At 35.2% G+C, this 19,127-nt stretch carries 22 protein-coding genes; 21 read left to right on the top strand and 1 reads right to left on the bottom strand.

From position 1 onward, the window contains the following. Nucleotides 1–14: 14 nt before the first annotated feature. The 12 genes from recR (at nucleotide 15) to tsaD (ending at nucleotide 9,408) form a co-directional block, all read left to right on the top strand. Nucleotides 15–614, top strand: a complete 600-nt coding sequence (gene recR / locus R4B61_RS07195; RefSeq protein ID WP_413627576.1) for a recombination mediator RecR — start codon at nucleotides 15–17, stop codon at nucleotides 612–614. 10 nt (nucleotides 615–624) lie between these two features. Continuing rightward, entirely contained in the window at nucleotides 625–867 is a 243-nt protein-coding gene (locus R4B61_RS07190) for a YaaL family protein (protein WP_413627575.1), read from the top strand. Between the two features lie 119 nt (nucleotides 868–986). Beyond that, nucleotides 987–2,918 carry an ATP-binding cassette domain-containing protein gene (locus R4B61_RS07185; protein ID WP_413627574.1) on the top strand — a complete coding sequence of 644 codons (1,932 nt, stop codon included), beginning with the start codon at nucleotides 987–989 and terminating at the stop codon, nucleotides 2,916–2,918. A gap of 119 nt (nucleotides 2,919–3,037) precedes the next feature. Continuing rightward, nucleotides 3,038–3,679 (top strand): dTMP kinase, encoded by a 642-nt coding sequence (tmk, locus tag R4B61_RS07180; RefSeq protein ID WP_413627573.1) that lies wholly within the window; start codon nucleotides 3,038–3,040, stop codon nucleotides 3,677–3,679. A gap of 13 nt (nucleotides 3,680–3,692) precedes the next feature. Next, nucleotides 3,693–4,019, top strand: a complete 327-nt coding sequence (locus R4B61_RS07175; protein WP_413627572.1) for a cyclic-di-AMP receptor — start codon at nucleotides 3,693–3,695, stop codon at nucleotides 4,017–4,019. A 2-nt stretch (nucleotides 4,020–4,021) separates the two neighbouring features. Beyond that, the gene (holB, locus tag R4B61_RS07170; protein WP_413627571.1) at nucleotides 4,022–5,047 is read left to right on the top strand and encodes a DNA polymerase III subunit delta'; all 1,026 of its coding nucleotides are present in this window, start codon (nucleotides 4,022–4,024) and stop codon (nucleotides 5,045–5,047) included. Between the two features lie 16 nt (nucleotides 5,048–5,063). After that, nucleotides 5,064–5,390, top strand: a complete 327-nt coding sequence (locus R4B61_RS07165) for a DNA replication initiation control protein YabA (protein WP_413627570.1) — start codon at nucleotides 5,064–5,066, stop codon at nucleotides 5,388–5,390. A gap of 4 nt (nucleotides 5,391–5,394) precedes the next feature. Then, nucleotides 5,395–6,279: a 16S rRNA (cytidine(1402)-2'-O)-methyltransferase gene (gene rsmI, locus R4B61_RS07160; protein WP_413627569.1), complete on the top strand. Its 885-nt coding sequence runs from the start codon at nucleotides 5,395–5,397 to the stop codon at nucleotides 6,277–6,279. Between the two features lie 16 nt (nucleotides 6,280–6,295). Then, the gene (locus R4B61_RS07155; RefSeq protein WP_413627568.1) at nucleotides 6,296–7,033 is read left to right on the top strand and encodes an acyl-[acyl-carrier-protein] thioesterase; all 738 of its coding nucleotides are present in this window, start codon (nucleotides 6,296–6,298) and stop codon (nucleotides 7,031–7,033) included. A gap of 13 nt (nucleotides 7,034–7,046) precedes the next feature. Continuing rightward, complete coding sequence (gene tsaB / locus R4B61_RS07150) at nucleotides 7,047–7,772, top strand: tRNA (adenosine(37)-N6)-threonylcarbamoyltransferase complex dimerization subunit type 1 TsaB (protein WP_413627567.1); 726 nt, start codon at nucleotides 7,047–7,049, stop codon at nucleotides 7,770–7,772. Continuing rightward, entirely contained in the window at nucleotides 7,756–8,355 is a 600-nt protein-coding gene (locus R4B61_RS07145; RefSeq protein WP_413627566.1) for a GNAT family N-acetyltransferase, read from the top strand. Before tsaB ends, R4B61_RS07145 begins: the two co-directional genes overlap by 17 nt. 18 nt (nucleotides 8,356–8,373) lie before the next feature. Then, on the top strand, nucleotides 8,374–9,408 hold the full coding sequence (gene tsaD / locus R4B61_RS07140) for a tRNA (adenosine(37)-N6)-threonylcarbamoyltransferase complex transferase subunit TsaD (protein WP_413627565.1): 1,035 nt from the start codon (nucleotides 8,374–8,376) through the stop codon (nucleotides 9,406–9,408). Nucleotides 9,409–9,443: 35 nt separating this feature from the next. Here tsaD and R4B61_RS07135 read toward each other — a convergent pair whose 3' ends face one another. Then, nucleotides 9,444–11,378 (bottom strand): ABC-F family ATP-binding cassette domain-containing protein, encoded by a 1,935-nt coding sequence (locus R4B61_RS07135; protein ID WP_413627564.1) that lies wholly within the window; start codon nucleotides 11,376–11,378, stop codon nucleotides 9,444–9,446. Between the two features lie 134 nt (nucleotides 11,379–11,512). Between R4B61_RS07135 and R4B61_RS07130 the strand changes: the two genes are divergently transcribed. The 9 genes from R4B61_RS07130 to groL all read left to right on the top strand — a co-directional run bounded on the left by R4B61_RS07130 (nucleotide 11,513) and on the right by groL (nucleotide 19,119). Beyond that, nucleotides 11,513–12,154 carry a redox-sensing transcriptional repressor Rex gene (locus R4B61_RS07130; RefSeq protein WP_413627563.1) on the top strand — a complete coding sequence of 214 codons (642 nt, stop codon included), beginning with the start codon at nucleotides 11,513–11,515 and terminating at the stop codon, nucleotides 12,152–12,154. 29 nt (nucleotides 12,155–12,183) lie between these two features. Further along, nucleotides 12,184–13,716: a TPM domain-containing protein gene (locus R4B61_RS07125; RefSeq protein WP_413627562.1), complete on the top strand. Its 1,533-nt coding sequence runs from the start codon at nucleotides 12,184–12,186 to the stop codon at nucleotides 13,714–13,716. A gap of 32 nt (nucleotides 13,717–13,748) precedes the next feature. Further along, nucleotides 13,749–14,330: a LemA family protein gene (locus R4B61_RS07120; protein ID WP_413627561.1), complete on the top strand. Its 582-nt coding sequence runs from the start codon at nucleotides 13,749–13,751 to the stop codon at nucleotides 14,328–14,330. A gap of 141 nt (nucleotides 14,331–14,471) precedes the next feature. Then, nucleotides 14,472–15,356, top strand: coding sequence for an ATP-binding cassette domain-containing protein (locus R4B61_RS07115; protein ID WP_413627560.1), 885 nt, complete (start codon nucleotides 14,472–14,474; stop codon nucleotides 15,354–15,356). A 120-nt stretch (nucleotides 15,357–15,476) separates the two neighbouring features. Beyond that, complete coding sequence (locus R4B61_RS07110; protein WP_413627559.1) at nucleotides 15,477–16,226, top strand: ABC transporter permease; 750 nt, start codon at nucleotides 15,477–15,479, stop codon at nucleotides 16,224–16,226. 4 nt (nucleotides 16,227–16,230) lie between these two features. Beyond that, nucleotides 16,231–16,680, top strand: a complete 450-nt coding sequence (locus R4B61_RS07105) for a LytTR family DNA-binding domain-containing protein (protein ID WP_413627558.1) — start codon at nucleotides 16,231–16,233, stop codon at nucleotides 16,678–16,680. Next, nucleotides 16,680–17,066 carry a DUF3021 family protein gene (locus R4B61_RS07100; protein WP_413627557.1) on the top strand — a complete coding sequence of 129 codons (387 nt, stop codon included), beginning with the start codon at nucleotides 16,680–16,682 and terminating at the stop codon, nucleotides 17,064–17,066. Before R4B61_RS07105 ends, R4B61_RS07100 begins: the two co-directional genes overlap by 1 nt. A 128-nt stretch (nucleotides 17,067–17,194) precedes the next feature. Further along, nucleotides 17,195–17,479 carry a co-chaperone GroES gene (groES, locus tag R4B61_RS07095; protein ID WP_413627556.1) on the top strand — a complete coding sequence of 95 codons (285 nt, stop codon included), beginning with the start codon at nucleotides 17,195–17,197 and terminating at the stop codon, nucleotides 17,477–17,479. A 20-nt stretch (nucleotides 17,480–17,499) separates the two neighbouring features. After that, nucleotides 17,500–19,119 (top strand): chaperonin GroEL, encoded by a 1,620-nt coding sequence (gene groL, locus R4B61_RS07090; RefSeq protein WP_413627555.1) that lies wholly within the window; start codon nucleotides 17,500–17,502, stop codon nucleotides 19,117–19,119. The last annotated feature ends 8 nt before the right edge of the window (nucleotides 19,120–19,127 follow it).

Below are 19,127 nucleotides of genomic sequence, written 5' to 3'. Positions count from 1 at the left end.
AAGAGGAACAATCAATGCAATATCCAGAACCAGTTGCAAAATTAATTGATAGTTACATGCATTTACCCGGAATTGGTAAAAAAACGGCGGTTCGGTTAGCTTTTTATACCATTGATATGAACAAAGAAGATGTAGAGAACTTTGCTAATGCGCTTCATGATACCAAAGCAAAATTAAAGCTTTGTTCTATTTGCGGTAATATTACCGAAGAAGATCCCTGCGAGATTTGTAGTGATCCCAACCGTGATCAATCGCAGCTTCTGGTAGTTGAGCAACCTAAAGATGTAGCCATTATGGAAAAAATGAAAGACTTTAATGGTCTTTATCATATTTTGCATGGTGTCCTTTCTCCAATGGAGGGGAAGGGTCCCGATGATATTAATATCAGTTCTCTAATTAGAAGATTGCAAAAAAACGAAGCAATCAAAGAAGTAATCATTGCAACTAATGCCACTCCTGAAGGTGACGCTACTGCAATGTATCTGGCTCGTCTGTTAAAGCCAGCTCAGATTAAAGTTACTAGATTAGCCCGCGGCCTATCTGTGGGTAGTGATATTGAATACGCTGATGAAATGACACTATTTAAAGCCGTTGAAGGTCGAACTGAAATGTGAGGTATCATAGATGTTTGTTTTTAGAAAAAAAGACTTAAAAAAACTATATGATGAAGATCTTTTGGACTCAATTAATTTATTGAAAGCAGATTGGGATCAAGCTCAACAAACGCAAGCTGCAATCGCAGAAGTTGATGATCAGATTATTGCACAAACCGAATTGGCAAAACAAAAATATGAGTTTATGTATCGACAGGCACGTAAACGGAATATCAAAAACAACCATATTCAAGCCGGTGTATATGATTATTAAAAGAACTTATTTATTAAGTTCTTTTTTATTTTTATCTTAAGTGCTATGAAGTTTAACTAATTTACTGTAAAATACGCATCAAGACTAAGTGTTAACTTTGTTTACAAAAAGGAGAATGTATGGCCTACTTACAATTAAATGATATTAAAAAATCTTATCATTTGAATGATCAAGATTTTGATGTTTTAAAAGGAATTAACTTAGAATTTGAGCGTGGTGAATTTGTTTCAATTTTAGGTGAATCCGGTGGTGGAAAAACTACCTTAATGAACATCATTGCTGGATTAGATAGTGACTATGAAGGTGATGTGTTATTAGATGGTAAATCCACTAAAAAAGATACTGCTAAACAATTAGATGAGTATCGTCGAAAAACGATTGGATTTATTTTCCAAAGCTTTAATTTGATTAGCCACTTATCTATTCGAGAAAACATTATGGTTTCCATGGAAATGACTAATCTCTCTAAAAAAGAACAAGAAAAAAGAGTTGATGAGTTACTTGAAAAGGTGGGATTAACGGAACATAAAAACAAGTATCCTAACCAACTTTCCGGGGGACAAAAGCAACGAGTTTCAGTGGCAAGAGCCCTTGCGTCTGATCCAGATATCATCATTGCCGATGAACCAACTGGAGCACTAGATGCCCAAAACACGACAGAAATTCTAGAATTAATGAATGAAATTGCCAAAGATGGCAAGTTAGTTCTGGCAGTTACTCATTCACAAATTGTGGCTAACTATGGAACTAGAATTGTTCATTTAGCAGATGGAGTCATTGATGATGAGCAACGTTTGAAACCAGCATTCCCAGTTGATGATAAAGTTCGTCCGTTTAAATCAAAAGTGGCCAATTCGAAGTCAATTGCGGCGATGGCTTGGCATCATTTTAGCTATAACCTCAAACGAAACCTATTAATTATGTTTGGAGCCTCTATCGGAATTTTCAGTGTTATTATTATGCTGGGATTAGGTAATGGGACTAAGGGTTACATTAATCATGAAATCTATTCGCAAATTAATCCTAATACCGTTCAAGTAACGCAAAAAGTTGGTGAAGATTCCGATCCTTCTAAGATTAATATGAAGGATAGCGACGTTAAAAAAATTCAAAAGATTGATAACGTTAAGCAAGCTGCCAAGGGTTATTATTCAGTTGGTGGAGGTCAATTAAAATCCGGAGACAAAACTAGTAAAATTAGTTTCTTACAGACCTTTAATAACACAATTAAGAAAAATACCATTAAGTCAGGAAATGTACCTGGAAAAGATGAAATTTTAATTAGTAAAAGTGATGCAGAAAAATTCAACAAAAAACATCCATACTCAGTTAAGGGACAAACCATTACTTTATACATGAATGCAGCTGGAGCTGATGCACAACCACAAGTATTAGAAAAACAGGTTAAAGTTAGCGGGGTAGCTGATACTCAAGGAGCAGCAATTTCTTATTCTACGATGGAATCAATGTTTAAAGATGCTGGATTACAGTTTAAACCTAACTTCTTAGCGGTTGATATTTCTGGTGGAGTTAAGAACGTTGATCCCGTTCAAAACGAGATTAAAGCCCTTAAAGATAGTAAAGGAAAAGCACTTTACCAAATCACCGGTGCAGGAAGCATTGTTTCAACCTTAAATATTTACGTTAACCTAGCTGTGACCGTTTTAGTTGCCATTGCGGCCATTTCATTATTGGTATCTGCAATTATGATTATTGTGGTTCTATACATTAGTGTTTCGGAAAGAACCAAAGAAATTGGAATTCTTAGAGCACTAGGATTTACTAAACGAAACGTTCGTAACCTATTTATTTTTGAATCATTCTTCATTGGATTACTTTCATCCATTTTTGCAGTTGTAATTGGTTACTTAGCGCAGTCTGGAATTAATCACTTATCAACTAGTGGAATTCATTATTCATTAATGCAAATTTCAGTTGGAAACGCTATTTTTGGAATTGTAGTTTCAGTAATCATTTGTCTATTAGCGGCGCTTGCGCCAGCACACAAAGCTGCTAAAGTTGATCCAGTAGTTAGTTTAAGTGCGGAATAATCTTTAAGAAGATCGAAATTAATTTCGATCTTTTTTTATACTCAGATTTTGGTTTCAAAATAGACAATGAATTTAAGTTAAAGTACAATTGAGATATTAAATGATGGGAATGATTATAAATGAATGGTAAACTAGTTACTTTTGAAGGCAGTGAAGGAGCAGGTAAAACCACTGCTTTAAACCGAATAATTAGTATAATAGAACCACAACTAGGAAATGATTTGGTTACCACAAGAGAACCAGGTGGAAATGTTATTTCTGAAGAAATCAGGAATATCATTGTTGATAGTAGAAACCAAAATATGGATGCTCGAACAGAAGCATTATTATTTGCAGCAGCTAGAAGACAACACTTGGTTGAAAAAATTATTCCGGCCTTAAAAAGGGGACAATTGGTTCTCTGTGACCGATTTGTCGAAAGTTCAATCGCGTATCAGGGAGCTGGACGTGGAATTGGTGAAGCTGCAATTAAGAATTTGAACGATTTTGCGACAGAGGGCTTAAAACCTGATTTAACAATCTATTTTGATTTACCGGTTGAAGTGGGATTAGAAAGAATTAAAAAGTATCGATCCGATGAAGTTAATCGGCTGGATAAAGAAAAACATGATTTTTATGTTAAGGTTCATAATGCTTATGATGAAATGGCAACTAGACAATCTGAGCAAATAGTTCGAATTGATGCAACCCAAACGGTTGAACAAGTCGTTTCTGACGTTTTAGCGATTATTGAAAAACGGGTTCCTGAATATTTTAAATAAGAAGGAGATAATAATGAAGTTAATATTAGCAATCGTGCAAGAAAAAGATACCTCAGCATTACAAGCAAAATTAAATGAAAAGAAAATTATTGCCACTCAATTAGCAACCAAAGGTGGTTTTTTGAAAGCTAAAAACGTGACCTACATGATTGGGGTTAAAGATGAAGAAGTTCAAGGTGTCTTAGACATTATCAAGGGAACTTGTCAGGCAAGAGAGCAATATGTTACTCCACCAATTAGTTTAGCTGGAAGCATTAGTGATACTTCTTATCCAGTTGAAGTTCAAGTGGGTGGGGCAACCGTAATGGTCCTTCCTATGGATAGTTTCCACCGCTTTTAGAGATGGAAAAAACACAAGCAGAAACGTTAATTAAAGAAGTCGAAACTAATCAAAAAGAACTAGCTAGCCATTTTATGCAGGTAATTAGTAATCAGGATTTAAGTCATGCGTATTTATTTTCAGGGGCAGCTGGGTTAGGAAAAGTTGCATTAGCAAAAATGATTGCGATGCGACTTTTTTGTGAGCACCCACAGACAAATGGATTTCCTTGTGGACGGTGTAATCAGTGTATTCGAATTTCTGCAGAAGAACATCCGGATGTAATGATTGTCAGACCGGATGGTAGAAGTATTAAAATTGACCAAATCAGAAATTTAAAACAAGAATTTACCAAAAGTGCCGTTGAAGGTGATCGAAAGGTATTCATTATTGCAGGGGCTGACTTGATGACCGTTGGTGCTGCTAATGGATTACTTAAGTTTATCGAAGAGCCAGTTGGCAATGTCAATTCCTTTTTATTGACTGATGATTATCATAAAATTATTGAAACCATTCAATCACGAACCCAACTAGTTGAACTACCTAAAATTAAACCAGCTAGCTTAGTTAACTATGCTCAAGAAAAAGGGTTAGTTAAAACAAGTACCAATCTAATGCTGAAATTGACCTCTGATATTCATCAAATTGATCGACTTTGTGAAGATGATTGGCTTGCAAAGGCTAAGGAACAAATTGAGAGTTGGTTTTCACTGGTAGTTAAGGGGGATTACCGTGCTTTTACTATGGTACAAACCAATTTATTACCCTTGCTTCGAGATCGAGATGATCAAAAAATATTTATTAATATGTTGTGTTTAATTTTCCAGGATGTTTTTAACCTTAAATTTAAGCATCTTCCAGCCCAAGAATTAGCATACGGAAACATTTATATTGTGATTGAACGATTATCATTTTCAATTACAGATGAGGCCCTTTTAAAAATAATTAACGATATTTTAGTAAGTGAACAAAAACAAAAGATTAACATTAGTTTTCAAAATATTTTAGAAGTGATTACTTTGAATTGTTTAAGGACAGTTCGAGGATAAAAAAGGAGTGAGCGGGTTGGATTCAAAACAAATTAACGAAAATATCGATCAACTATCACTTCAATTTAGTCAGATGGTGACTGAGGTTGCTAAAATGAAAGATAGCATCAGTGCGATTTTAGAGGAAAATTCTGAATTAAAGATTGAAAATGAACATCTCCGCGAATTGTTACGTTCTTCAGAAAAGAAGGGACACACGGTTCATGGGTTATCTAAGTCCAAAAAGAATTTAGAGAAGCTCTATAACCAGGGATTCCATATTTGTAACGAGTCATACGGAAAAAGAAGAGAAAAAAACGAAAGTTGTATTTTTTGTACCCAAATAATTTACGGAGAAAGGTAGTTTGATGACTGTACAATCGCAAAAAAGTTTTGCCACTTCAGAAAGCGGTAAATTATATTTAGTGCCAACTCCCATCGGTAATTTAGATGATATGACTTTTCGAGCGGTGAAATTACTGCATGAAGTCGACTTAATTGCCGCAGAAGATACCAGAAATACACAAAAATTGTTAAATCATTTTGAAGTAAAAACTAAACAAATTAGTTTTCACGAACATAACACCGAATCCAGAATTCCAGAGTTAATTAGTAAGTTGCAAGCAGGGCTAAATATTGCACAGGTTAGTGATGCAGGAATGCCCTCAATCAGTGATCCAGGTCATGAATTAGTTAACCGTTGTATTGAAAACGAAATTGACGTGATTAGTATTCCAGGTCCAAGTGCGGGATTGACCAGTTTAATTGCTTCTGGAGTTGCACCGCAACCATTTTTATTCTATGGATTTTTAAATCGAAAACCAAAAGAACAGGTAGCTGAATTAGAAGAACTAGTTAACGAAAAGCCCACTTTGATTTTTTATGAAGCTCCGCACCGCTTGAAAAAAACGATTACTAACTTGCAAAAAGTATTTGGTAATCGACAGGTGACACTGGGTCGTGAATTAACCAAAAAGTATGAAGAATACATCCGAGGAACGTTAGATGAAGTTCTCCAGTGGGTTCAAACCAGCCAAATTCGGGGTGAATTTGTGATTATTGTTGCTGGAAATCCAACTGGTTCTAATTCCAAGGATGACAAAAACCAGGCTTTAATGAAGCTTCCCGTTGTTGAACAAGTGGATGAGTTGATCCGAGAAGGGTTAAAAACTAATTCTGCAATTAAACAGGTGGCCAAATTAAATGATTTAGTTCGTCAAGATGTATATAATCAATACCATGATATTAACTAAATAAAGGAGGATTTTAATGGCTGGTAGTATTTTTTCAGAAAAGACCCAAATTGCTAACTATGAAACTAATCTGCACGGTAACATAACGTTAAATTCACTTTTAAATAAAATTGTACAAGCATCCGAAGATCAGTCGAATTCATTAGGACTCGGCACTAAAGTGGTTCAAGAGGATGGGGTCACCTGGGTGGTTATTCAATACGACGTTGATATTACACGTTTGCCACGTGCTGGGGAAAAAATCCAAGCACAGACCCAAGGAACTTTCTATACAAAGAATTTTGCTAATCGTCGCTTTTGGCTTCGTGATGAAGAAAATCAGGAACTAGTTAGTGTTAATAGCCTGTGGGTTATGATGGATTTAAAGGCACGAAAGATGGTTCCAATTTCACCAGAAGCAGTTGATGGTTACGGAAGTGAAAAAGTAAAACGAATTGAACGGATGCATAAAATTGCTAAAATCAAGGATGATGATGTTTTAGCAATGGACTTTCCCGTTTGCTTTACTAACATTGATTTTAATGGACATGTTACTAATACAAAGTACATTGACTGGATGACAAATACATTGCCTTTTGACTTTTTAAAAAGTCATTTACCAACTAATTTTAAAATTAAGTTTGAGGATGAAGTTCGTTTTGGAGACGATGTAACCAGTCAGGTTAAAATTATTGATGATACAAAAACCATTCACCAAATTTTGGTGAATGGTAAGGCAAAATCAATTGCAGAAGTTAACTGGAAAAAGATATAGTAGGAGAAAATTAATGAAAGTTTTAGCGATTGATACTTCTAATCGCCCCTTATCCGTTGCTATTTTAGATGATAATCAAGTTTTGGCGACTACAAGCATGACGACACAGCGAAAACACGCTGCTTATGCAATGTCAATTATTGATGAATTAGTTAAATTAGCCAAAATTGAACCAAACGATATTCAACGCGTGGTAATTGCTAAGGGACCAGGATCATATACTGGACTTCGGGTGGCAGTTACAATTGGAAAAGTATTAGCAGATACGCTACAAATTGAGCTAGTTACCGTTTCTAGTCTACTAACACTAGCATTAAACGTTCAAGCAGAAAATCAATTGGTAATGCCTCTGTTTGATGCTAGAAATGATATCTTATTTACTGGTTTGTATCGTACTAGTGATGCGGGTCCACAAACAATTATTGCAGATCAACACGTTCCCTTTGAAGAATTTGTTCAAAAGATAGCGAAGTATTCAGAACCAATAATTTTTGTAGGGGAAGATGTCTTTAAGTATTCAGATCGCTTAAAAGAAATTTTTGGTGATCGGTTTAAAACGTTAACTGGAATTGATAATCTTCCGCAAGCTGCTAAACTAGGCATTTATGGTGAAAAGCAAGCTCCGCTAGAAAATATTGATCAATTTGTACCGCAATATCTTCGTTTAACGCAAGCAGAAGCTGATTGGCAAAAAGCACACCCAGGAGAAGGACAGGATTCATATGTGGAACAGGTTTAGAAAAAATTATTTACGTTTTAAAAGTAATCAACGCGAAACTAAGGTTGCTGAAGGACTAAAATTTAGAAACCGAAATGTTACTATTTGTGGTAATCGTTACTTCTTAGGAAAGGGAATGATGTCTGACGTTCCTGATATTTTAAAGTTGGATCAAACTGCCTACCCAGAAAAAATGAAATGGTCCAAGCAACGTTTCTTACAAGACTTTAAAAATTGGCATCGCCATTTTTATTTGATTTTAAGAAAACATGATCAATTGGTTGGTTTTATTTGTATCTCACTTTCTAAAAATAATAAATGTGGTCATATTGAAAATGTGGCGGTTTTACCCGATTTTCAGGGTCAAGGTCTGGGTTATTTGTTAATTACTACAATTATTGAACGGGCCCGTGAGATGGATTTAGATTTTATTGATTGTAATTGTCGAATTGATAATCATAATGCGCAGACTTTATTTAAAGATATTGGTTTTGTTAAGGTTGAAGTGAAACCTAATCATTTTCAAGAAGAATTGGATGCGGTTTGTTTGCGACTCCATTTAGATAAGACCAACTATATTGGTGCAAAAAACTTTGGAAGATGATTGGTGGAATAATTAATTATGGATAAAAAAGATAGTTTAATTCTATCGTTTGAGACTAGTTGTGATGAAACTAGTGTCGCAATTATAAAAAATGGAACAGAAATTTTAACAAATATTGTTGCAACCCAAATTAAAAGTCACCAACGTTTTGGTGGAGTGGTTCCAGAAGTTGCAAGTCGGCATCACATTGAACAAATTACCATTTGTATCAATGATGCTTTAAAAGATGCTGGTGTAACTTATGATGACTTAACTGGAGTTGCGATTACTTATGGTCCGGGCTTGGTCGGTTCTTTATTAGTAGGAATAACAGCTGCTAAGACGGTCGCTTGGGCGCATAACTTACCTTTAATTCCGGTTAACCACATTGCTGGACATATTTATGCCACTAATTTTGAACATCCAATTGAATTTCCTGCACTGGCTTTAGTGGTTTCTGGAGGTCATACGGAATTGGTTTGGATGCCTGAAGAGGGAGAGTTCAAAATCATTGGTGAAACCAGAGATGATGCTGCGGGTGAAACTTTTGATAAGATTGGTCGGGTAATGGGAATTAATTATCCCGCTGGTCCCAAAGTTGATGAATTAGCCCATAGCGGAAAAGATACTTTTAATTTCCCTAGAGCAATGGCTAAAGAAGATAATTTTGATTTCAGTTTTAGTGGACTTAAAAGTGCTTTTATCAACACCGTTCATCATGCAGATCAGATTAATGAGGAATTAAATCAAGCTGATTTGGCTACTAGCTTTCAAAATGCAGTAGTCGATGTTTTGGCCAGTAAAGCAATGCGAGCCCTAGATAAATATCCAGCAAAAGAATTTATCTTAGCTGGTGGAGTTGCTGCTAATCGTGGCATTCGAGAACGTTTAACAATGGAACTAGAAAAAAGAAAGGTTCCTTTTGTCAAAGCACCATTAAAATTATGTGGTGATAATGCTGCAATGATTGGCGCGGCAGCAGAAATGCTACAACGACATGGGGCAAAAGCCGATATGTCACTAAATGCTGATCCTGGATTAGAGTTTGAGTGGCAAGCAAACGAAGAACATTAAAAAAAGGTCTAAGTTCATATGAACTTAGACCTTTTTTAGTCATAATCTTCTAATTTTAAACTAGTTTCTTCCCAATCTGTTTCGAGCGTTGTTTCCTTATTTTTAATTTCATCTAATTGATTTTGTAACTCTAAGCTTTTTTCTGCGTCTTGGTAGTTAGCAGGAATCGTCATTTGTTCTTCAATTTCAGTTTGATGTTCCTCTAACTCAGTTAATTTAGTTTCTATTTCTGTGATTTTACGGGTTAATTTTCTTTTTTCTTTTTGGGCTACTTTGCGATCTTGATATTTTTGTTTGTTATCAGTAGTAGTTTCCTTTTGCTTAGCAGTCTGGGAGCTGGTAGAGGTTGAATTTAGTTCTTCCTTTTTTTCCAAATAATAGGCATAGTTTCCAATGTATAATTGTGAACCAGCTGGAGTGATTTCCATGATTTCCGTTGCAACTTTATTAATAAAATAACGGTCATGAGAAACAAAGAGAATGGTACCAGAGAAGTTCAGCAAAGCTTGTTCTAAAACATCAATGCTATCAATATCTAAATGGTTAGTAGGTTCGTCTAGAATTAAGAAATTATCTTGATTCATAGAAAGTTTGGTGAGTAGCAAGCGGGCTCTTTCTCCACCGGAAAGCATTGCAACACTTTTTTCAACTTCATCGCCCCTAAAGAGAAAGCTCCCTAAGATTGATCTGATTTCACCTTCTGGTGTAGTAGGATAATCATCCCAAAGTTCATGAAGAACGTCCTTTTCACGATGTAAAGTGGCCTGTTGTTGATCGTAGTAACCAATGCTAACTCCGGCTCCTAGAGTAATGGAACCAGTGATTTTAGGAAGGGTGCCAATAATGGTTTTTAATAGAGTTGATTTACCAATTCCGTTCGGACCTAAAATGCCGACCCGTTGTTTGGCGGTTAAATGAAGATTGATCGGATAACTAAGGGTATGATTGTCATACCCAATCCCCAGGTTTTCGATGGTTAAAACTACGTTACCACTCTTTTTTCGAGGATGAAATTGGAAACGAGCTGTTCCGTGGGTTGCTTGAGGTTTTTCTAAAACTTCCATTTTATCTAGTTGTTTTTGTCGGGACTGAGCACGTTTCGTTGTAGAAGCTCGAACAATATTTTTTTGGACAAATTCTTCTTCTTTTTTGATTTTTTTCTGTTGTTTTTCAAAGTTTTTTAAAGCAATTTCTTGGCGATGGGCTTTTTCGGAGACATAGTTGGTATAGTCACCCTTATAATATTCTAAAATGCCATGATCTAAATTATAAATTTCATTAACAAAAGTATCTAAGAAGTAACGATCGTGAGAAATTACAATGATTGCTTTGGAATAGTTTTGTAGATACTTTTCTAACCAAACAGTCGTTTCCATATCAATATGATTAGTCGGTTCGTCTAAAGCAAGTAGGTCTGGCTTTTCAAGGAGGATTTTAGCCAACGCTAATCGAGTTTGTTGACCACCGGATAATTCGTTAATTTTTCGATTGAAATCTGCTTCAAAAAAACCAAAGCCGGCTAAAACGGTTCTAATTTCAGCTTGGTAGCCGTAACCGTTCTTGAGGGTGAAATCTGATTGTAATTGATCATAAAGCTTGGAAATTTCTGCTAATTTTTGGGGGTCTTCATTGATGACTGGATCACTAATCTGTAGTTCTAGTTTGTGAAGTTGTTGTTCTTGTTGGATGATATCTGCAAAAGCTAATTTCATTTCATCAATGATTGTTCGATCAGAATGAAGACCGGTATTTTGGGGAAGGTAGCCAATGGTTAAATTCTTTTTGGAAGTAATGGTTCCGTCACTGATGGATTCTTCACCCATCATCATTTTTAGAAAAGTAGATTTACCGGCACCGTTTTGTCCAACTAATCCGATTTTACTGTTCGATTGAATTGCTAAATTAAGATTGTTGAAAAGGGGTTCACCATTAAATCTTTTAGTTAGATTATTGGCTTGTAAAATAATCACTAAAATACCTTCTTTCTAGAATAACTTAAAATTTTTTGAATGTTTGTGAAATTAATTTTAATAATTTTCACAAACTTTTTTTTAATATGGTACAATGAATCTTACGTAAATAATACGAATATAAGGAGTACACAATGGCAGAAAATAAAATTCCCCGCGCAACCGCAAAGCGATTACCTATTTATTACCGTTACCTAAACATTCTACATGATAGTGGTAAATTAAGAGTATCATCAAATGAATTAGCAGATGCAATTCATGTCGACTCAGCTACAATTAGACGAGACTTTTCTTATTTTGGTGCCTTGGGTAAACGTGGTTATGGTTATGACGTCAATGATTTAATTGAGTTCTTTAAAAACATTCTACACCAAGATCGTTTAACTAACGTTGCTTTAATTGGGGTTGGTAACTTAGGGCATGCTTTATTAAACTTTAATTTCCACCAAGACAGCAACATTAGAATTTCCGCCGCATTCGATACTAACCCTAAAAACATTAACACGATTCAGGGTGGTGTGCCAATTTATCCTATGGACAAGATGGTTACTCAGTTAAAAGAACAACAAATTTCAGTTGTAATTTTAACGGTTCCTTCAAATGTTGCTCAAAAGGTTGCTAGTCAAGTTTCTGAAGCCGGAGTTAGTGGTGTGTTAAACTTTACTTCAATTCGACTATCATTACCAGATGATATTCGGGTTCACAATGTTGATTTAACCAACGAACTCCAGACTTTAATTTACTTTATTGAGCATTATGATAAAAAAAGTGAATAATTCTAGCTTGAGAGTTGGGGGAGATAATTTTGAAACAATTTAAGAAAAATAATCTGACAGCTCTTTTTTTATTTGGGTTTATCTTTTTACTGACAATCTTTACTATCGTAGGTCCAGCTGCAGCTAAAGAATCTAACTGGGTCAAAGATGATGCCCATGTTTTAAGCGAAAATACGATTAGTCAAATTGATAGTTTAAATAATGACGATTTAAGCAAAGTGAAAGGTCACCCACAATATGCCGTAATTACTTTGAATGGTATTCCAACTGGGCAAGGAAGCATTGAAGACTACGCTCATGACCAATATAAAAAGTTAGGTTTGGGGCAAAAAGGTTGGAATAACGGTATTTTACTAATTATTGATACTAAAAATCACGTTAACCGTTTAGAAACGGGGACCGGGATGGAAGCAGTTTTGCCAGATGGAGCTAAGTCACAGATTATATCAACGGAGATTCAGCAAGCCTTTAAGCAACAAGACTATAATACCGGAGTTGCTAAATTAAGTACGCAATTAGTCAGCTACTTGGGTAAGCATCAAAATCAAATTGATGCTCCTAGTAATCGGTCAACTAATGAAGACAACAATAATTCGCAAATTCGACAAGATAGTCCGGCGGCTATTTTACAAAAGAATTCCGGATTGATTGGATTTTTAATTTTTGACGTCTTATTGGTGGTTGCTTTAGGAAGTATTTTTTATTGGTTAATTTATCCTAAGTTTAGATTAAAGGCCCAAATTTCTGAAACCAAAAAACGGTTAGCGAAGACTGATTGGGCTAACGCGGAAGTTTCAGCTGCAGAACTCCAGGAAACGGTTTTAAAGCAGATTGATAATGAAGTGGAAAATGATCGTCACTTTAGGGTGCAAAGTTTAACCTATAACCAGTGGTGGTATTTATTAAATGCTAGTCAATTGCAACAGCCACTAGATTTAAAGCAAGCAGTTGCAATTGAAATGAAGAAGGGGAATCCCTTATACGATAGTCGTTTAATATCTAAAACGGAACTATTAGGATATCAACAGATGTTAGAGCAACGAAAGGCGCAGAATCAAACGACCGTTAAAACAGAGATTTTGCAAAATGCCAAACGCAAACAATATCCGGGTAATCTAACTGATTTGGTTAACCATACAACTAGAATTGCTGAAATTCAGAATTGGTTTGGATTACCTAGTACCGATTCACAATTTCAAACTGGACTACAAAGTTTGATAGAATTAGATTATGCAGATCAGTTGTTACGTTATCAAATTCACCATGATGCCAATTTACAAGCTGATTTACAGGATCGTGGAATTAATGATCCAGATAGCTACGTCGATCGACTTTCAGATGATGAAAAGAAGAAGATTGCTCGAGATGGGGTAATTAATACAGCGTTGCTAATAACTGCATTAGGTGTATTAGGAGCTTTCAACTCCCATTCTTTTGATGATCATGATGATTTCTTTCCACCATCCGGAGGTTTTGGTGGTGGTTCAGACTTTGATGATGGCGGTTTTGGAAGTGATTTTGGTGGATCTGGTTCTGACGACGGTGGTGGATTCAATTTTTAAGAAAAATTTTAGCCAAGGAAAGGGAAAATAGAATGACTAAAAAAACAAGAAATATTTCAATAATTGCTGGAATCGTAGTCTTTTTGATTGTAGCAATTGGAGGTTGGTATATTGCCACTCAAAACAAGTTGAACGTGGCTAGTCAAGACGTTGATCAACAATGGAGTAATGTTGATGTTCAATTACAACGTCGAGCTGATTTAACTCCACAGCTAGTGGGTGCCGTTAAAGGTAACATGAAAAACGAACAAAAAATCTTTGGCGATATTGCCACTGCTAGAAAACAATACGACAGTGCAAGTACACCTAGCGATAAGGTCAAGGCTTCTGATAATTTAGGGAAGCAAACTCAAGTATTGATCAATGCGGTTCATGAAAATTATCCGCAATTGGCTAGTTCTGCTAACGTTTCAACGTTAATGACGCAAATTGAAGGATCAGAAAATCGAATCAGTCAAACGAGACGAGACTACAATGCGGAAGTCCAATCTTATAATAAAAAGGTTATTTCATTTCCAAGTAGTATTGTTGCTAATAATTTAAACTTAAAGACCAAACCATTCTTCCAGGCAGACGCTAACGCAGCTAAAGCGCCTAAAGTAGATTTAAATTAAAGCGAAAGTCCAACTATTTAGTTAGTTGGGCTTTTTTGATTGCTCTTTTTTTACCAGTTAAGTTCATTTGAAAACCGCTTAGTTAAATTGTGCTCTTTTAAAGGAATTTTTAGGATATTCTGGTAAAAAGGAGATGGAAAAATGAGTTTTATCGTAACTAAAAATTTAACCAAGTCGTTTGGAAATTTTAAAGCAGTAAGTGAACTTAATCTAACGATTAATCGAGGAGAATTTGTAACAATATTAGGTCCAAATGGCTCTGGTAAATCGACTACCATTGAGATGATGACCGGGTTACTACAACCTAATTCTGGGTCAATTGAAATTGATGGAATTGGTTCCAATGAAAAGAATTATCGAAACCGAATTGGCGTTGTTTTTCAAAATAGTTTGTTAGATAAGCAATTTTCGGTAATCAAGAACCTGAAAATACGAGCAGAGATGTATTCTTCGGTGACCGAGACCGATATTTTAGCAATTGCTAAATTAATTGGAATTGATTCTTTTTTAGAGAAGAAATATGGAGTTCTATCTGGAGGGCAAAGACGGCGAGTTGATATTGCCAGGGCTCTGCTTAGTCATCCACAAGTATTATTTTTAGATGAACCGACCACGGGATTAGATGTCCAGACTAGAACAGCAATCTGGGAAGTACTTGAAAAATTACAAAGTGAATGGAAAACGACCATTATTTTAACAACTCAATATTTAGAAGAAGCAGAAAATTCAGACTTTATTTATATAATTGATCATGGAAAAATGTTAATTCACGATACCGTACCAGGATTAAAAGCTAGATATCCGCAAAACTTATTAGTAATTACGAGTAATCATTTAGATAAAATTCAAGTGGAAAAGGATTCAATGAAAAGAATTACAGAACAAAAAGTAACAATTAAAGTTGAAACTCCGGCCACCGCCATTAAAATTTTAAAAGAAAACGAGCCGTATATTAATAACTTTGAATTTCGTGAAAACACAATGGACGATATTTTTATGGAATTAACTGGAAGGGAGATGCGCTAATTGAAAAGTCTGATTAAACGTAACCTAAATCTATATTTTAGCAGTATTAGCAACATCTTTTTATCGTTGTTTGGGGCACTAATTTCATTTATTTTATATTTGTTTTTTTTAAAACAAAATATGTTATCACAGTGGCAAAACGTTCCAGATTCAAAAATTTTATTAGATTATTGGTTGATTGGTGGTACCTTAACGGTAACTGCGGTTACCACCACTTTGAATTCATTAGGACAAATGGTCTATGATCGAGAAAATCAAACGGTTCGTGATTTTTCAATTACACCACTTTCGTTCAAACAGATTCAACTTAGCTATATTTGTAGTTCTGCTATAATCGGATTATTTATGCAGTTATTAGTTTGGCTGATATTAGAAATTTATTTTGTTATTTCTGATGGGGTTGTTTTCCAATTAGTTTTATTGCCTAAACTGATTTTGATTGCATTTATCAGTAGTTTGGTATGGACGGTAATTAATAATTTTATTATTAATGGAATCTCTACTAGTAAAACAATGGGAATGGTTAATTCAATTATGGGAACGATTGCTGGTTTTTTTGCAGGAGTATATATCCCCATTGGAACAACTCCAGAGATTGCACAAAAAATAATGAAAATGACACCAGCTCCATACAATGCTGCAATTTATCGAGATGTTTTAATGAATTCACAAATGAAGTCTACGTTTAAAAATAGCCCAACTACGGTTCAAACTAATTTTGAAAATTTAATGGGGATTAAAGTTACTTTAGGAAAACCATTAACCCTGATTATGGAAAGTTACATAATGTTGGGAATGGCATTGCTCGTGTTATTATTATTGTTATTAGAAAGTAAAAAAATCAGAAAAGCAATATTGAAACGAGGTTAGTAGTTTGAAAATCAAATTTACACCAGCCGAAAATTTACCTGATAATCAAATCGAAGTTGAAGTCAGGGCTGCTGCATTAAATGATGAAGTCTTGGAATTATTAGGTAAATTGAAAGCAATTGATTCTAGCACAGCAATTTTTCCTATTAAATTAGAAGATAAGACTCGAATTGTGAACGAAGCAGATATTATTGCAATTGAAGTAAATCGTCCCAACTTAATTTTTTATGTTAGTGGTGATCAATATATTTCTAAGGGTAATTTGAAATCTTGTTTAGATAGTTTAAACAGAGATTTTATTCAAGTATCTAAGTATGGAGTGATCAACATTAATAAGCTGGTTTCTTTAGAGGCATCTTTTTCCGGTAACATGATTGCATTGCTAGCTAATAACGTCAAAATTAACGTTAGTCGTCGTTATTTGGTAGATTTAAAAGAAAGGCTGGGTATGTAGTGAAAAATAAATTTGAATTTTTAAAGAGCGGAATTATGGGAATGATGATTGGATCAATTTGTTATCTAATTGTTCAATTGACCTATGATGTAAATATAATTACGAAATTTGGAATTATTAGTGTTTGGCTGGGTTCATTTTTAGTTGGTATCATTTCAATGTTGATTGGCAATGAAATTTTGCCAACGTGTTTAACTTATATTTTGCATTTAAGTTTAACTGCAGGAATCATTTTGCTAGTGGCCTATTTTAATGATTGGGAAATTAATTACATCTTTGGATTAGAATTTTTAGGGATTTATCTGTTGGTCTGGGTGGGTTTGCTTTTTTGGAATTGGCTCAGTGCTAAAAGAATCAATGCTGTTTTAAAAAATAAGAATAGTTAGATTAAGTTCAACTGCAAAGCAGGTGAGCTTTTTTATTTAATTCTGGGATGGGATGCTGTATATTAGTAAATGAAGTTAGCACTTATATATTAAGAGTGCTAAAAAAGATTATGTGGAGGTTTTAGATTATGTTACAACCAATCGGTAATCGAGTAATTATTGAAATTCAAAACGAAGAAGAAAAATCAATCGGCGGAATTGTTTTAGCGGAAAATGCTAAGCAAAAGCCAACTGAAGGTAAAGTCGTAGCGGTGGGTGAAGGTCGAGTTCTGGACAATGGAGAACGACTTCCACTCGTGGTTAAAGTTGACGATACGGTTATGTTTGATAAGTATTCGGGTAAAAAAATTGATTATGAAGGTAAGTCATACTTGGTAATGGACGAAAATGATTTACTTGCAATTGTAAAATAAGATAAACGGAGGTATTTAAAATGGCTAAAGAACTAAAGTTTTCTGATGATGCAAGAAGTTCAATGCTTGCGGGAGTTGATAAATTAGCAAATACAGTTAAAACTACCATTGGTCCTAAGGGGCGTAATGTGGTTTTAGAAGAAACTGCTGGTGATCCAACCATTACAAATGATGGAGTTACAATTGCTCGAGCAATTAATCTTCCTAACCACTTTGAAAATATGGGTGCTAAGTTAGTGGCAGAGGTTGCGTCAAAAACTAATGATGTAGCCGGTGATGGTACAACTACAGCAACCGTTTTAACGCAAGCGATTGTTAAAGAAGGAATGAAAAACGTAACTGCTGGAGCTAACCCAGTTGGAGTTCGTCGTGGGATTGAAATGGCAACTAAGGCTGCTGTTGCAGGTCTTCACAAAATGAGCCATAAGGTTGAAAGTAAAGACGATATTGCTCAAATTGCTTCAATTTCTTCTGCAAGTAAGACAGTTGGTAAGTTAATTGCTGATGCAATGGAAAAAGTCGGTAACGATGGAGTAATTACGATTGAAGACTCTAAGGGAGTTGATACTAGCTTAGACGTAGTTGAAGGAATGGAATTTGATCGTGGTTACTTGTCACAATACATGGTGACTGACCAAGAAAAAATGGAAGCTAACCTTGATAACCCATACATTTTAGTTACTGATAAAAAGATTAATAATATGCAAGAAATTATGCCACTTCTTCAATCAGTCGTGGAACAAGGTCGTTCTTTATTGATTATTGCAGATGATATTGGCGGGGAAGTACTTCCCACCCTTGTTCTTAACAAAATGCGTGGAACCTTTAATGTTGTTGCTGTAAAGGCACCTGGTTTTGGTGATAGAAGAAAGGCACAATTACAAGATATCGCTGTATTAACTGGTGCAACCGTGATTACTGATGATTTAGGTTTAGACCTTAAGGACACCACCATTGATCAACTAGGGCAAGCTAATAAGATTAATATTACTAAAGATAAGACTACGGTAGTTGAAGGTCAAGGTAATAAAGATGAAATCGCCAAACGAGTTAGCGAAATTAAGAGCCAACTTGATGCCACTACGTCTGACTTTGATAAGCAAAAATTACAAGAACGTCTTGCTAAATTGGCTGGTGGAGTAGCGGTAGTTAAAGTTGGTGCTGCTACTGAAACTGAATTAAAAGAACGGAAGTACAGAATTGAAGATGCTCTAAATGCCACTAGAGCAGCTGTTCAAGAAGGATTCGTTCCTGGTGGTGGAACTGCATTTATCAACATTATTAAAGATGTTGCTGCAGTTGAAGCTAGCGGTGATGAAAAAACTGGTGTGGAAATTGTTCTAAGAGCCTTAGAAGCTCCAGTTAAACAAATTGCAACTAATGCAGGTGTGGATGGATCAGTTGTAGTTGATCACTTAAAGAAGGAAAAGCCAGGAATTGGATACAATGCAGCGGATGATAAATATGAAGATATGATTGCCGCTGGAGTGGTTGATCCTACTAAGGTTAGTCGTTCAGCACTTCAAAATGCCGCATCGGTTTCATCATTATTACTAACAACTGAAGCAGTTGTTGCAGAACAAGATGATGATAAGGGAAATACTCCGGCAATGCCACAAGGAATGCCAGGTATGATGTAGTAAAAGAA

Origin of the sequence: Fructilactobacillus vespulae (assembly GCF_047324295.1) — a bacterium.
GTDB lineage: Bacteria > Bacillota > Bacilli > Lactobacillales > Lactobacillaceae > Fructilactobacillus > Fructilactobacillus vespulae.
The sequence above is the reverse complement of the archived record's forward strand: the minus strand, read 5'-3'. Positions and strand labels throughout refer to the sequence as shown.